This window comes from Ancylomarina longa (genome assembly GCF_003996985.1).
GTDB classification, from domain to species: Bacteria; Bacteroidota; Bacteroidia; order Bacteroidales; family Marinifilaceae; genus Ancylomarina_A; species Ancylomarina_A longa.
Map to the genome: position 1 here is coordinate 30,328 of NZ_RJJX01000024.1, position 15,911 is coordinate 46,238.

A 15,911-nucleotide genomic window follows, 5' to 3' on the forward strand; every position below is an offset into this window, starting at 1 on the left:
GTTATGAATCTTCTGTCGACTATTAGCATCCTATTCGTCTTTTTCCTGTTAAGCGGGATCCGTATTATTTTTGAATACAAAAGAGCTTTAAAGTTTAGATTTGGTAAGTATATCAAGATATTGGAACCTGGTTTTAGATGGGTAATCCCCGTAGTGGAAACCATTAAAATTGTGGATATTCGTGTGATTACCATCAATATCGACTCTCAGGAAGTGATGACAGCAGATAATGTGCCTTGTAGAATAGACGGGGTAGTGTTTTTTAAAATCGACAATCCCGAGAAGGCTGTTTTAGAGGTGGAAGAATATAAATTTGCCATCATGCAATTGGCCCAGGCTGCCTTGAGAGATGTGTGTGGAAAGGTGGAACTGGATACGATACTATCAAAACGGGAAGAAATGGGCAAAAACATCAAAACGATTGTAGAAAGGGAAACAAAGGTATGGGGCATCATGATTATTGATGTGAAAATTAAAGATATTCAATTGCCTGAAAACATGAGAAGAATGATGGCGAATCAGGCCGAAGCAGAAAGATCGAGAAGAGCAAGAATCATCCTTGCCCTTGCCGAGGAACAAGCTGCTGAAAACTTATTGGCAGCCGGTAAACTCATCGACAAATCGCCTTCAGCCATTAAATTAAGGCTTTATCAAACCCTGGCAAATATAGCTTCGGAAAAGAATTCGACTATTCTTTTCCCATTCCCCGAAGAGGTATTGCCGAGAAAAACCAAGGAAGAGGAATAAGCCGGGAATGGTATTCATGGCTTATTGATTTATTCCGGCTTTTTATTTGTGTGGTGGGCTACCGACTAACATATGAAACGTTTGGCATCTTAAAGAACTAAAGTATCAAACCACTAAACCAATGATTAAATGCTATTTTGTTTGAGTATAGTATTATCTGCCAATGCTATGGTTCCCGAATTTGCTTTGGTTGTTGCCAAACTTAGCAATCAGGTTGACTTACGAGGTCAAAGTACTTTAAACAACTACATCAGGCGGATTGCCTTGTTTGTTCTGCACTTTAATCGCCTACCCGAACAGATCAGCGAGGATGAAATCAACGAATATCTTGTGACTCTTACCAGAGATCCCAAATCGCCATCGCGCAGTAGTTTTAAACACATGGTGTATGGACTTCGGTATTATTATCGCTTATTGGGAATGAATAAAAAAGCCATCGCTTTGCCATCCCTAAAACGAGAAATAAAAACGATTATTGACTAAGTATAAAAACGAAACATCGCTTGAGCGCATCAAACGGCTCACAGGTTTTGATATTGCGAAATGCCCCAAATGCAAACACGGACGAATGCATATTATAGGGGAGCTCCCTCGAATACGTTCACCAGGTCGCCCTATTCGCCAATTGATGAACGCCTTTTTTTACAATAATATGAATGATTTCGTTTCAAATCTTCATTTTCTTATGAAGACTGGATTTGTACGGACTAATCTCTCGATTTTCATCGCTTTACAAACGGTACAGCCTGTTGAAAATCCATAAATTAGGAAGATTAATGCACCAGATTCACGTAAGCTCCCCCTCTGAAGACTTCAAAATACAAGAAAAATCGTCGGTAAAAGCATAGAAAATCCAAAGCAACACGGGATGTAGTTCAACATGTACTCATCGCTGGGTCTTGCAGACCGCTCATAGTTCTATTTATTACCTACTGGCATTCCTTGTTTTCAGTCATTTTATCTTTCAAATTTGCTGCAATTTTCATTTCTTCCTGTGCGTTGGCAAGACATACTCTTTTGCAATTTTTGGTCGTAGCGTTGGCTCGTGTGAATTGCAAATATGTATGGCTTTCAGGGCTGACTATATTATTTTCATCCATATTAAAAGTGCTCCTAACCCACCAATTCCAATTAATCCTAAAATCACAAACAGAAGTATTTTTATTACCTTATTTTGTTTGTCTTGTAAACTAAATCTTTGTTTTATTTCTTCAAGATTTTTACTGATTTTCTTGTCAATAGTATCCAATCTTGTTGGAAAATCAACAGCTTCAAGTGTTTTTACAAGTCCGTTTGTTGCCTCAACAGTTTTTCTGTAGTTCTCCAACAACCTTTTTGTTTCAACCAACTTTTCTCTGTTAGTTTGGTCAATCTGCGAACCTGTTGTTTCAAAATTTATTACACCTTCTTTTATTTGTAATTCAGTCTCCTTTTTTAATTGCTCTACCGATGTTTTATATAAATCAAATATCTTTTCAGTATATGTTGAATAATTATCCTGTACTTCTTTAAGTTCAGAAATAACAACCTGAGCTGTTTTCTTCGTATCATCAATGTAATCCGTAACTTTTTTAAGTCTGGATAACTCTTTTTCAAGTAATGCTAATTGCTCATTAATTTGTTCTTTCATACTCACCTATAAATTTAGTATTAAAATCTTCAATCCAATTTGTATGTAATTTATGATACAATATATCTTCAATTTCTGTAATGCTTACATTTAATTCTGTATCAAAATCAGATAGTTTTTCTTTGAAATAGTTAACTTTTTCAGTAACAGACAAAATATCTTCATTTTCAGTTTTGCTCAATTTGATAAAGCCATTAAAAAAATCTGTTTGAGCTTCTTTAATAAAATCTTCATTCTCCTTTTCGATAATAAATATTGTAAATGCTTTTAGAAGAATGAAAACGTAGTTATCAGGTCGTTGGACTAAAAGAACTGTTGATGCACCACGTAAATGTTTTAAATTATTAATCTCACCGCCACGGTCTTGTCTAACTAATTCCATATATTTTTTTACAATTTCAAAATCTTCTTTCAATCCTTTTTCAGTATCAGAAGGTAAATATTCAGGACGAGCATACTTTGAATTCATATACAAATCAATGAATTCTTTAAACCTTTGGCTCCCATCTTCTTGAAGTCCAATTTTACAAGCTTCTTCCATTGCCTTAATTGCTTCTTTACGTTGTTCTGCAATTTCTTCATAGATAAACTTGATTAAAAAGCCAAGACCCTTTTGTATTTCCGAATTTCCTTTGTAGAATTCCAAACGCTGTAATCGTTCTTCTACTTTTTCGATGCTATTGTATTGTAATAAATATTTTTTTAGTTGCTTGGTGTAATGCCCTTTCCTTTTCCTGCTAATATGAGCAGAAATTGTATCAGATTTATAATCAATTGTATAATCATCTATTACACCTATTATTGAAAGTCTGTAAATGGCTTTGAAAGTATCTTGTTCTTCTCTAATTTGAAGAAAAAGACTTTTCAGCTTTGGTCTTATTTCAATAGGAATATTGAGTGATTGCCAATTATTAAACTTTGCATATTGTTTTTCAAGGTTAGTTATAAATGTGTCAATATCCTGACAGAATTTTTGTGCTTCATCAACCATTCTTTCAGAAATATCAATGCCCTTACTTTGTAAAAACATCGCAATTTGTTCCTTGGCATTATTTGCAAATGGAATTACAACTATAAATTCATCTGGTTTATCTGGGTTTCCAAGAAGTTTTTCTATACCATCTTGTTTTGATGTTTGTGTAAATTGGTTTAACCAATCAAATGCAGTTTGATTATCAGGTCTATTTGATTGAATGTAACCTTTAATGAAGTTAGCAATTTCGGCTGTTTGATGCGTTGCATCATTTCCCGAATAAAAAGGCAGATGCTCTTTATCAAGATAAATGCTTCCGTAATTTGGATTTAAGTATAAAATTAAGCGTCCATTTTTATTCGTGTATGTTCTTAATTGTAAAATAGTTCCAAATTCTTCAATGATACTATCTTCTAACTGGTTTATTATTCGTTTTGTAGGAAACTTAATCTCTGTTAATAATTCCGCTAACAGTATTTTCTCTTTTGCAATTCCCTTAAAATTATTACGATGAAAACTTTGTAATAAATCTCTATCAATCGAAGTTTGGTAACTTTCTAATTCTTCTGTTATTTCGCCATTCTCTGTTACTTTTTGAACAATATCTTCCGTTTCAACTTCTTGCTGATTAAATAAAATAACACCTATTGCAATTTTTCTGTCACGTCCTGCACGTCCAGCTTCCTGATAATAACTTTCTATTGAACTCGGGTAATTAAAATGCATTACATATCTAATGTTAGGCTTGTCAATTCCCATTCCAAAAGCCTTAGTAGCAACTAACAAATCCATTTTATTCTGAATAAATTCAGACTGGCTTATTTCATTAGTTTCATCTCTTTCTTCTTCTCCATTACTTCCCATAAAAGTACCGACAGAAACACCACCAATATTTTGTGAAATATTTGATGCGTTATCCATAACGCCAAAGTACCATTTTCTATGAGGGCAAAATACCAACCCTGCATTGTTTTCGTCACCTGTTTTATTGAAAAAGTTGTTTGTTATAAAATTATCAGGTACAATGTTTAACCCAAAACTTAATGCTTCATTCACCACTTTTTCATTAGCCATAAAACTTTGGTAAGCTTTTGGAATTTCTGAGATCTCCGAAACTAATTTTGCTTGTTTAGCTTCTCCAAGTGCTTGTTTATTTTGAAATCCTAATCCTTGGTTAGAGTTAATATCTGCAACTACTTCTTTTATCTCAAATTGCAATTCTGGTCTATCCAGTTTTTCTAATCTAACAATTGCATTGTCATCTAATATTTTTAATTCTCTTTGAATGTCAGCCAAAACATCATACGATGCAGTTGCTGTTAGTGCAAAAAATGGAATGTCCTTTCCTGTATTTGTTTTGCAATAATTTCTTGCATTATCTCCTAAACGCAAATATGAAGTTCTAAAATCGTGTCCCCATTCAGACACACAATGTGCTTCGTCTATAATACAGTAACTGAAATAGTTTTTATTAAAATCACTTGTCTCAATAAGTTGTTTTCTAAAAGTATCGTCTTGAAGTCTTTCGGGTGAAATAAATGCAAATAAAGTTGTTGCATTATTTATTTTATCAATTGCAAGCTGGCGACCTTTTTGGGTTAATGATGAATTAATATAGACAGAACAATCAATTTTATTTCTTAGTAAACCTTCATATTGGTCTTTCATTAAAGATTTAATTGGGTCAACAACAATTGCTAATCCCGGTTGCAGCAATACTGTTAATTGATAAGTCAAAGATTTACCAGAGCCTGTTGGTAAAAGACCAATAACGCTTTTTGTTTGAATTGCTCTATTAATAATTTCAACTTGTCCAGGTCTAAAACTGGTTTTTCTAAAAATATCTTGTACAAATATTTCTAAATATTTTACCTGATTTTCATTTTCAATAAATCTGTTCTCTTTTCTGCTCTTTTTTCCTAATGCTTTGTATTTAATTAGTTCTGTCGTAAGAAATTTTCTGCTTGTTTGGGGTGAATGAGAAGAACGAATATTTACTTTTATATTAGCATTTATCGACTTATCAATTGGCTGTAAAAAACTTCGTTGCAATATTGACAAATCAATGAATAAATCAAATTGTTTGCTTCTGTCAATAGGTTTTGTCCAACTTAAATCAACATTCTTAAATTCATCAGTGTTCTCAACAAATAGGTTGATTTTTGGTAGATTGAAATTTTCTCCTTTTAGTTTTATAAGGTTTACTAATGTTGTTAAAAAATCATCAATTGCCAATTTTGAACCTGTAATATCTCTTTCAATTACAGCAATATTCCATTCTTCTTTTGAAAGGTCTAATTGATTGCTTAAAAGTAAATTGATTATTACTTTCTGAATACGTGCAATCGCAAATGGCACTAACAACAATTGCAATGCTGTCAGACCTTCCTCACTTTTGTATAGTGGTTTGGCATAGTTTAATTTTAGTAACTTAAAATAATCTTCATTTTCAAGTTCTTTAAAGAATTTAAGTTTATCTGAAATTTGATACCATTCTCTTGTTTTTATTCGGATTGCTCTTTTCCATTTTGCTTTCTCAGTGGCATTATCTCTGTTTTCATCAACTGTTTTTTGTACTTTTTCTTCGTGTTGGCTTCCGTCAACTTCAACTATTAAACCACGTTGATTGTGTATTTGATAAGGAAATTCAATTGAAAAATCAATCATTTGCTCATTAAAGAGATTGATTGAACCTGAAAGAAATTTATCAATTTCATCTTCTGTCGATGTTGAATATCTAAGAATGTTTTCTAATTCTCTTTGACTTTCAATTATTTGTGTCCAAAATGGATTTACTATATTAGGTAATTTATCATATAAAAAATCTTCTTCAAATTCGCTTCCTAAATGATTTTCCCAAGTGTCAATTTTTAATTTATTGATTTGACTTAATGATATTCTTGGTTCAATAATGTGAATTGCTCTGAATAATTTTTCTCCAAAATCTTCTGGTATATCTAAATCATATTTTATTGAACCTATTTCAGACTGTTTTTTGTTTAATGTACCAATATTGAACGTATTGAGGATTGTTTGTTCAAGGTGCAAACTTATCCTTGTTGGCAATCCCCTTGAAAGAATATTGTTTGCAACAAAAAGGATTTGTTCAGGATTTTGAATTTCATTGGATATTGATGTTTGGATGTCAGTATCAAAAAACGAAAGTTGTTTTAATAGCCCATCAACTTTTTCTTTACCAAATGATTTTGATAAATATTCTTCAATGCTATCTATTATATATCCTGCTTGTAATTGTTTCATAAAGTCCAACTGTCGATATTGAGCGTTGGCAAGAAATTGCTCTTTTGGTTTTTTTGCGTTTGCCAGTGTGGCGGCAAAAAACCAAATGTGCAATTTGTGCGGTGGCTTTCCATTTCTTTATTTTCTTGTAGCAAATTTATCATTCTCGGTCTCTGTTTTGCTTGTGCCTAACGGTGGCAATATGAAATTTTGGGCATTTTTAAACCACAATCTTTCAATTTAAGATACCGTTTTTTTATTGCTAATTCGTTTATATTTACTACTTTCTGCCCAATTTTTTATATTGCGTGTTGTAGCCAGTACTTACACTTCATTAGATTCTTCAATTAGATTATTATCAGGTAATTCCAAAATTTCTTTCGATTCAAGTGCTGTAAAAGTTTCAACGTCTTTAAGTTTTCTTTCCATTACATTTGTTCTTGTTGTACGTAATGTATCAAGTGTACCAGAAGCAGTATTTATTTGTTTGTGTACTTTTGTTAAAACACCTGAAAATTCTTTAAATTCAAATTTCACTGCTTTTAATATGTCCCAGACCTCACTACTTCTTTTTTGAACGGCAAGTGTTCTAAATCCCATTTGTAAACTGTTTAATAATGCAGATAATGTCGTTGGTCCAGTAACTGTTATTTTATACTTTCTTTGAAGTATTTCAAATAATCCGGGATGTCTCAATACTTCTGCATATAAACTTTCAACTGGTAAAAACATTATACCAAAGTCTGTTGTATGAGGTGGGTCAATATATTTATCACTTATATCTTTAGCGAAACTTTCAATCTTTTTTATTAAAATTTTTTGAGCGGATTCTATATCTTCTTTTTCTCCTTTATCGAATGCGTTAAGAAGTCTATCGTAATCCTCAATCGGGAATTTAGAATCAATTGGCAACCATACTTCCTTCCCTGATTCTTTTCCAGGTAATTTTAATGCAAACTCAACATTGGCTTGGCTACCTTTTTTAGTTGCAACATTTTTTGCGTATTGGTCAGGAGTTAATATTTGTTCTAATATATTTTCGAGTTGATATTCTCCAAGTACACCTCTTGTTTTAACATTAGATAAAACTTTCTTCAAATCTCCAACTCCCGTTGCGATATTTTGCATTTCACCTAATCCTTTATGAACTTGTTCTAATCTATCACTTACTTGTTTGAATGATTCGCCCAATCGTTTTTCTAAAGTAGTTTGAAGTTTTTCATCTACTGTTTTTCTCATTTCATTGAGTTGAGTGGTATTATCTTCTCTGATTGATTTAAGATTTTTTTCAATTGTTTTTTCTACATCTTTTATGTTTTCTGTTGCCCGTTTATTTAAATCAATTTGTTGTTTATTGAAATCTCCAAAATTTTGTCTTAATAGGTCATTCAAATTTTTAATATTCTCTGAAAAATTTTCTTCAAATGATTTTAGTGATTTCGATAATTCATCTCTGTTTTCTTTTGTACTATCACTTGTTTGCTTATTAAATTCGATTTGCTGTTTATTCTGAACTGCAAATTTTTCATTCAGTAAGTCATTCAATTCCTTAACATTTTTAGAAAATTGTTCTCCAAATAAACTAAGTGATTTTGTTAATTCATCTCTGTTTGTTTTTGAAATATCATTGGTTTCTGACCTATTTCTTTGAAACTCATCTTTGATTGATTTTTCAGTTCGCTCTAAAGTTGTATCAAACTTTAAAATGGATTCTTCAACATCTTTTAACTGAGGTTTAATATCAAGAGTAACTTTCTTTTTTAATCCAATTACAATATTTGCTACCGCAAGGACTATCAATGTTATTAATAATGTTTCTATCATAGTATTTTCTTTTTCTTGTATTGGCTACAACGATTGTGTATAAGTAACTCGTTACGTTTATATTTCTTTTATAGGCTGAATTTATATGTTTTTCTAAGATGCGTTTATTAAATCTTCAATAGGATTTTTAATCTTACAGAAATCGGTTTTTGATACAGGAGTATATTTCTGTTGTTTTCGAACTTCCCTACCCCAAACCTTCCTGTATAAATCTCAAACCTATTCCTTACTCCCGCTAAGTTGTTAGTATGTGCGAAATCGCCTAGTCTAATCTCCCCTTTCGCATTTAGTATGTTTTCTAAAAGCCCCCTAAAATTAAATATATAATTTAATATAGTACCCTCTTTTATCAAATTATGATCATAGAATCATTTTAAATAAGATTTACACTAATAAAAATAGGCTGCCGAACTAGTCGGCAGCCTAAAACATATAAGCTGCGAAAACATTTTCATTTACGATTGGCTAGGACATGCTAGCTTCTTCAATTTGCACTGGTGTAAATGCAACATCCAGTACAATAGGTTGATCGGGCAGTATCACCAGCTTTTTCACTACGGTGACGTAAGCACTTCGGCTAAAGGCTATTTCGTGCATCCCCGGACTTAGGTTTGTAATGAAATAACCGCCTTTTTCGCCACCCTTTACCTGAGGTTTTTGTCCGTCGATACTTACCCGAACACGACGTATTGGCTTTCCGTTCACAGCATCGGTGAATATACCCTGAATGGCTCTTGTGCGAACCATGCTTCCGGAGATTTCGATGCTGCTCAGAAAATCCTGATACAAGGCAGCATCGCTTTCGGCGTATTTACTGCGCACATACAGTTTCAACACATTGTTAAGCAAGTCGTTGTATTGCTCCAACTTTTGATCAATACCTTTCCGCAGCTCCCTATGTTGTATGCGGAATTCCTGCGGATCATTAATCTTTTGATCGAAGTCAGCGATTGCCGCAGACAAGGCAGTTCCAGCTTCTTCGTCAATTCCTGCCAATGTGGCTTCCCCGGCATTATCGGCACATATACCTTGTAATTTCTGTGCATTCAAGAGTACTTGCTCCGAAGGTACTCTTTGGAGATTAGTCATTGTATATCCGGTGATATTACGAAAGATTTCCACCGATTTTAAATTGCCATAGCTAACGAGCAATCCCGACAGATTAAAGCATATCTTCTCTAAATTTTTTCGAGACATCTGCTTTTCTTCGGTTTCGGATTTACTCTTGATTCCGAGCATGGGAATCAAATTATCAAACTCTGTTTTGATACCCTTAATGGTAGTCATTACCTGGGTGAAGGTGGTATCCTCGCCCAATTTAGTCTGGTTTTGTTCTCCAAACTCCACCAAATCTTTCATTTGGCGGTATTGCTTTATTTCAAAAGTGTTCATATATATTTTTTTAAACACAAGAAAAAATTTGATTAGTACTACTTGCTATTCTGGCTAAACCCCTATAACAGCAAGTATAATAAGAGTTAAAGGTTCGAAGTACCTACATGATATTCGAAATCCTTGTTGGCATATTTCGCATATTATAATGTTTCTGGTTTTCTGCATTCCCACATTCTGGCTTTACATTTCATTATACATAGCTACACTCGCCCAACATCTTACTATACTTTCGCTTCCCCTTTGCTTCACTTTCTTTACAATCCTCTGTCCTTTCCACTCCCCTACTATGTATTCGCAATTTCTTTTGCTTTACGCTTTTTCTGATTCTCTTTAGTTTTTTTCTTTCCGCTTCACTTTCCACTACACTTATCATTACACTCACGTCTGTTCTCTTTACTTTCCACTGCTCTTATCATTACGCTCACCTCTTTTATCATTACACTACACTACCCTTATCATTACACTCACGTCTTTTATCATTACACTACACTACTCTCATCATTACACTCACCTCTTTTATCATTACACTACAGCACTCCCATCATTACACTACAGGCCTCTTATCATTACACTACAGCACTCCCATCATTACACTACACTACCCCTATCATTACACTACAGCCCCCTCATCATTACTCTCACCACTTTTATCATTACATGTAACAGTACGACTAGCTTCCCGCGTTCCTTTTATCTGTCCTTTCCACCAGGCTTTTCTTTATCCGCTTCTCTCTCCTATTTACGCTTCTGATAGATATTCTATACATTCTTTGTGCTATTTCCTACTCCGTCGCGAAGAATCCAATTACCTCTAATCAAGATAAATACGCGCGACGAGATGATTGGAATTCCCTACCCGGGATGGCAGTCGCTTAATGCTCCTTTATCCCGGGCTATGGTATTGGAGCCTTTCAGGCTCTACTAATACGAAGCTAATTGCAATTACTTTGAATTTGGCAATGTTTGGGCAGATTGCCACGCTGCGCTCACAATGACAACTATGAATTAGCGCATGTGCAGTTTGTTGGAGATGCTCTAAAGAAATGGAGCAGTCTGCTGATGTGCTGATGCGCGCTGGCCTGAAAAAAATGCGGGCCGGCGGTGGAGTGAATGGATATTTAGACTTTTCCGCTAACCGGATAAAGTCGTTAAGAATATCCAGAGTGTGAGGATAGCATATTTTTTTCTTGATTTTTTGGTTCTTTTTGCATCAAGGCAAAATGAACGAAAGCATTACACTCCTATCTCTGAACAGATTTCCTATTCCGTCGCAAAGAATCATTTCACACTAAAGCATCACTTCAGTCAGCTAATCCCATAGCCTGAAGGGCTAATGTACTATAACTAGGGGCGATGCCCCTGGTTAGGAGATTAGAGCCTTTCAGGCTCTACTAAATGCGAAGCTAATTGCAATTGTTTTGGATTTGGCAGTGTTCGTACGGATTGCCACGCTACATTCGTTAGGTCAGGTTTGAATTAGCGCAGGTGCAGTTTGTTGGAGATTGCCACGGCTCCGTGCCTTCGCCTCGCAATGACAGCTTTGGAGAAACAGATTACCATATCTCCAATAATCAAAATCAGCTGTCATCGTGAAGGAGCATTACGCGACTGTGGCGATCCGTTGCTAATTGCAATTTCTTATTTGTTTGGTAGTGTTCGGATAGATTGCCACGCTCGCTAGGTCAGCAATATTTTAAGTATGTTCTCAAATTGAGCCTGTAAACCAGTACAACACACAAATCTATATTTCTATTTTTCTTGAAACTATTTTCTCCTTTCCTTTTCAGGAGAGGAATAAGGTGTAGTCTTTCTGTTGCAACTCCGGTGTATAAAGTCACGATCATACCCCGAGCATTAGTTTGGTTTGATATTTGCAATTGTGTACGAGAAGTTTTCTAATACAGAAAAAAGAAATTTGGAAACCTGATAGCTTCCCTGTCGTAGTATCGAATTATAAATTATTTTTGCACACAAATCAAAACCCACACTTATGAATAAAACCATCCAATACGCACTATTCGCTTTCATCCTTATAGCTACAGCTTGTAGTTCGGGAGAAAAAGCACTTCAAAAAGGTGACTATTACCATGCAGTAATTAAATCAATTGATCGATTGCGATCGAACCCGGATAAATCGAAAGCTCAGCAAACACTTCTCGAGAGTTATCCTTTGGCTGTAAACTGGTACAAAAATCAAATTGCTGCCTCCTTGCAATCATCCGATCCGTTTAAACACACCAAGACAGTAGGATACTATCAAAGTCTGAACAGCATGTATAACGAAATAAACCGATGTCCGGCTGCTTTGCATTTACTTCCAAATGTGCAATTGTTCCGACAGGAAGAGGATCTAGCCAGACAAGAGGCTGCTCCCGAATGTTATCAGGCAGGAATTCAGCAATTAGCGAAACAAACTCGTGAGGATGCCAAACATGCTTACCGGCTTTTCGTGAGAGCAAATCAATTTGTTCCGAACTATAAGGATGTGAAGGAGAAGATTCGCGAGGCTGAATATCAGGCAACCCTTAAGGTGATTATTGAACACATTCCCATTCAATCGACAAAGTATCAGTTAAGCGCAGCTTTCTTTCAGGATCAGGTAACGCAATATATCTTTCACAATATCAAACAAAAATTTGTACGATTCTACACTCCCAAACAAGCTAAGTTAGAAGGCTTGGAATATCCCGATCAGGTTATCGCTATGCGTTTCGAGGATTTTGTAGTTGGGGAAACGCACGATACGGACATAGAACGGGAAGTGATTAGTACCGATAGTGTTGAAGTAGGCAGCACCACGCTAAAGAACGGTGAAAAAGTGAAGGTATTCAATAAAGTGAAAGCCAAGCTGCACATCCATCGTCGCGAAGTAATTTCAAAAGGTCTGCTTTCTCTTCAGATTGAAGAATACAGCAATCAGAAACTATTGGAGAATAAGCAAATGGGAGGCAAATATGTTTGGTTTGAGGAATGGGGTCATTTTAATGGGGATGAAAGAGCCCTCACCAACGAAGAACTGGAAATCTGCAAGCAAGAGCCGATACTTCCTCCTGCTCGTCAGGATTTATTTGTAGAATTCACCAAACCGATTTACACCCAACTAACTGCTGAGATCAGCCGATTCTATAAGCGTTATTAATGGAGAGACTACATCGAAAGAAATTGTTTTAAAAGAAATATTAACGGATTCTGAGCTCGCTTCAGAATCCGTTGTTTTTTCCTTATGCCTCCTCTCATCCTTGCGCCCTTATAAATTAGTCTCCCTGCAATTATCGCAACTGCTTACTTTTTTTTCGTAATCGATAATTTTACCGGTGGAATCCTGTTCGAAACTACAGCATTTACGAAGCGCTTCCTTTAAAAGATTACGGCCCCGTTGCACCCTTGATTTAGCCGCAGAATAGGAAATATGCAATTTGTCTGCCAGTTGTTTTTGGCTCAAGCCATTCAATTCCGAAAGGAGTAAGGCATCGCGGTAAGTCTCGGGTAAGGATTTTATCATCGGTAAGATGCAGGTCTGAATATCAGTTAAGGCATCCGGGTTGTTTTCATCCTCCAAATCTTGGAGCGGACTATTCAGGTCCGTAACATCATTCGATCTGCGGTAGTAATCGATAATCGTATTTCGGGTAATCTGAAACAACCAGGCTTTTACCTTTCGGCCTTCCTGCAAGCTATCTATGCAAGTATGAATCTTGATAAACACCTCCTGCAATATATCCTCAGCAGTAGCCGAATCAGCTACTCTTTTCTGAATAAAGGATAATAACTGTTTGTGGTATGTTCTCCAGAGATGTTCTACCATATTGTAATTCGCTTTTTTATTCTTGCCTTTCGCTTAGCAAAAATACAAAAAAGAAGATATAATCTATATTCATTCTAAATAATTCACCAGAATCATCTCTATCTGGTATTAACATGGTGATAAGCTTTCAAACACCTATTTCTAAATCCCCTAATGGGATAGATCAATATTCGGAAAAACTATTTGCCAACTTCGAAGATCCTTTGAATCGATCTTGTATGAACAAACTACACCCCTTTTCATACCAGATGAAAAGGGGTGTGTTCTACTATCCCCGAAAGGGAATATTTTACAGCCAAATAATATTAACATCCGCAATTGCCACCGCAACCGCATTCGCTTTGTATGTATTTTAGATCTCTGAATTGCTCCGGAATCACCTCTTCTTTTTTCTCTTCGGGCGGACACTGACAAGGTCCCAATCCCTGACAAGCACAGTCTTTCAATGCTTTTTCTTCCGGCGCATTCATCACCTGATTCACCAATTCTGCTTTTACTTCCTCATCGTTACAACATACTCCTGTATGATACAGTTGAGATCCACAACAATCCTTATTCATATCCTTAAAAGTTTATCAATTTTATTAAATGATTTTCTAATTCTATTTGGGTAGACGCAGGTTTTGCCAAATGGATGCAGAAAAAAGATGAAAATTAATCTCTGCCTGATTTATTTTCCGAAGTGCTTGTATATTCCCTTGATGCTTGCGAAATTACACCTGCATACAACAAGCCTAAAACCAAACAAATTATGAAACATTTACTTTCCCTTCTGATCCTACTATATTTTCTCACTCCCTACTCCAAGGCTCAAAATCCTAAGGTGGTAATTGCTACCTCTAAGGGGAATATCGAATTGGAGATTTATGAAAGTAAAGCCCCCATAACAGCAAAGCATTTTTTATCTAATGTAGATCAGAATGTATTTAAGGATGCCTGTTTTTACCGTGTGGTGCGAATGGACAATCAACCTTTTAATCAGGTTAAAATTGAAGTAATTCAAGGGGGATTGTTTCAGGATTCTATTGTGGATAAAATGCCTGTGATTCCTCACGAGACAACCCAGCAAACGGGCATACTTCATCGCAATGGAGTGATTTCCATGGCCCGATCGGAACCGGGAACTGCCTCTACTGAATTCTTTATCTGCGTGGGAGATCAACCCGAACTCGATTATATGGGACATCGGAATCCGGATGGACAGGGTTTTGCTACTTTCGGAAAAGTAACAAAAGGAATGGAGGTTGTGAGAGCCATTCAGCAACTTAAAGATCAGGAGCAAATGCTAATAGTACCGGTGAAAATCTATTCGATTACCAGGAAATAGTTTGCTTATCCCAAACCATTCCTCTGCGAATTATCTACCTAAGTTAAACCGGTAGCAAGGCTATCAATTCCCGAATATTTCTGATTTCGGTATAGCTGGCATCTTGGATTTCTGTATTACCGACCTTCTCGTGTTCCCATGTAGTATGATAAGGAACGTGCACCGCATTTCCCCCCAATTGCAATACCGGAAGAATATCTGATTTTAAAGAATTCCCCACCATCAGTAATTCTTCGGGCTTCACATCTAAATGCTTTATTAATTTTTGATAATCTTCTATTTGCTTATCGCTCATCACTTCGATATGATGAAAATATTTTAGCAAACCAGACTTTTTCAATTTCCTTTCCTGATCGAGTAAATCCCCTTTGGTGGCAACAATCAAACGATACTTATCCTTCAGATTCTCCAAAACCTCCACTACTCCGTCGAGTAACTCTATAGGCTTATTCATTTGTGCTTTTCCCAATTCGAGAATCGCCTGGATTTTCTCTGCAAGAATATTCCCTTTGGTAATCTTTAATCCTGTTTCTATCATCGATAATACAAAGCCTTTGGTTCCATATCCGTAAAGAGGAATATTTCCGATTTCTATCTCAAAAAGCTTCTCTGTTACTTCCTCCAGCCCCATCCCATTCTTTAAGAGATTACAGAATTTCGATTCCGTTTCCCTAAAATAAGGTTCGTTTACCCAAAGGGTATCATCCGCATCAAAACCAATTACTTTTATTTTATCCATTCTATTTCTTCTAATATCTCTTAGTATAGTCGTACAACGACACCACAAATATAAGCTTAACTATCTTTTAACCAAGCATTCATTTCATACTGGAAAAACAAACTATACAAATGTATTTTAATGAATACCTGAAACATTTACCGGCTGTTTCCGTTAATTTATATCCACGAAGCCAATAGACAAATAGACCTTCAATTTTACGATGATATTGGCTCAGAACATAAAAAGAAA

12 protein-coding genes are annotated in these 15,911 nt (G+C 35.4%); 4 read left to right on the forward strand and 8 right to left on the reverse strand.

All coding sequences use genetic code 11. The features are described from left to right. The first annotated feature begins 3 nt into the window (after positions 1-3). Complete coding sequence (locus DLK05_RS13825; RefSeq protein WP_127344600.1) at positions 4-747, forward strand: slipin family protein; 744 nt, start codon at positions 4-6, stop codon at positions 745-747. A gap of 141 nt (positions 748-888) precedes the next feature. After that, positions 889-1,230, forward strand: a complete 342-nt coding sequence (locus tag DLK05_RS13830; protein WP_209319886.1) for a phage integrase N-terminal SAM-like domain-containing protein — start codon at positions 889-891, stop codon at positions 1,228-1,230. Positions 1,231-1,828: 598 nt separating this feature from the next. On the opposite strand, the gene DLK05_RS13835 is transcribed toward DLK05_RS13830, so the two are convergent. The 5 genes from DLK05_RS13835 to DLK05_RS13855 form a co-directional block, all read right to left on the reverse strand. Continuing rightward, on the reverse strand, positions 1,829-2,377 hold the full coding sequence (locus tag DLK05_RS13835) for a hypothetical protein (RefSeq protein ID WP_127344602.1): 549 nt from the start codon (positions 2,375-2,377) through the stop codon (positions 1,829-1,831). Then, positions 2,361-6,611, reverse strand: a complete 4,251-nt coding sequence (locus DLK05_RS13840; RefSeq protein WP_127344603.1) for a DEAD/DEAH box helicase — start codon at positions 6,609-6,611, stop codon at positions 2,361-2,363. The genes DLK05_RS13835 and DLK05_RS13840 overlap by 17 nt, the downstream gene beginning before the upstream one ends. Before the next feature lie 303 nt (positions 6,612-6,914). Then, on the reverse strand, positions 6,915-8,414 hold the full coding sequence (locus DLK05_RS13845; protein WP_127344604.1) for a DNA recombination protein RmuC: 1,500 nt from the start codon (positions 8,412-8,414) through the stop codon (positions 6,915-6,917). Positions 8,415-8,879: 465 nt separating this feature from the next. Next, complete coding sequence (locus DLK05_RS13850; protein WP_127344605.1) at positions 8,880-9,806, reverse strand: carboxypeptidase-like regulatory domain-containing protein; 927 nt, start codon at positions 9,804-9,806, stop codon at positions 8,880-8,882. A 193-nt stretch (positions 9,807-9,999) separates the two neighbouring features. Continuing rightward, entirely contained in the window at positions 10,000-10,191 is a 192-nt protein-coding gene (locus DLK05_RS13855; protein ID WP_127344606.1) for a hypothetical protein, read from the reverse strand. Positions 10,192-11,799: 1,608 nt separating this feature from the next. On the opposite strand from DLK05_RS13855, the gene DLK05_RS13860 reads away from it, so the two are divergent. Next, positions 11,800-12,948 carry a hypothetical protein gene (locus tag DLK05_RS13860; protein ID WP_127344607.1) on the forward strand — a complete coding sequence of 383 codons (1,149 nt, stop codon included), beginning with the start codon at positions 11,800-11,802 and terminating at the stop codon, positions 12,946-12,948. Positions 12,949-13,056: 108 nt separating this feature from the next. Here DLK05_RS13860 and sigZ read toward each other — a convergent pair whose 3' ends face one another. Together sigZ and DLK05_RS13870 are read right to left on the reverse strand one after the other, a co-directional pair. Then, positions 13,057-13,614, reverse strand: a complete 558-nt coding sequence (sigZ, locus tag DLK05_RS13865) for an RNA polymerase sigma factor SigZ (RefSeq protein WP_127344608.1) — start codon at positions 13,612-13,614, stop codon at positions 13,057-13,059. Between the two features lie 305 nt (positions 13,615-13,919). After that, positions 13,920-14,174: a hypothetical protein gene (locus tag DLK05_RS13870; RefSeq protein WP_127344609.1), complete on the reverse strand. Its 255-nt coding sequence runs from the start codon at positions 14,172-14,174 to the stop codon at positions 13,920-13,922. Positions 14,175-14,365: 191 nt separating this feature from the next. Here DLK05_RS13870 and DLK05_RS13875 point away from each other — a divergent pair, with 191 nt between their 5' ends. Then, positions 14,366-14,941: a peptidylprolyl isomerase gene (locus tag DLK05_RS13875; protein ID WP_127344610.1), complete on the forward strand. Its 576-nt coding sequence runs from the start codon at positions 14,366-14,368 to the stop codon at positions 14,939-14,941. Between the two features lie 43 nt (positions 14,942-14,984). On the opposite strand, the gene DLK05_RS13880 is transcribed toward DLK05_RS13875, so the two are convergent. Beyond that, on the reverse strand, positions 14,985-15,680 hold the full coding sequence (locus DLK05_RS13880; RefSeq protein ID WP_127344611.1) for an HAD family hydrolase: 696 nt from the start codon (positions 15,678-15,680) through the stop codon (positions 14,985-14,987). Between the last annotated feature and the right edge of the window lie 231 nt (positions 15,681-15,911).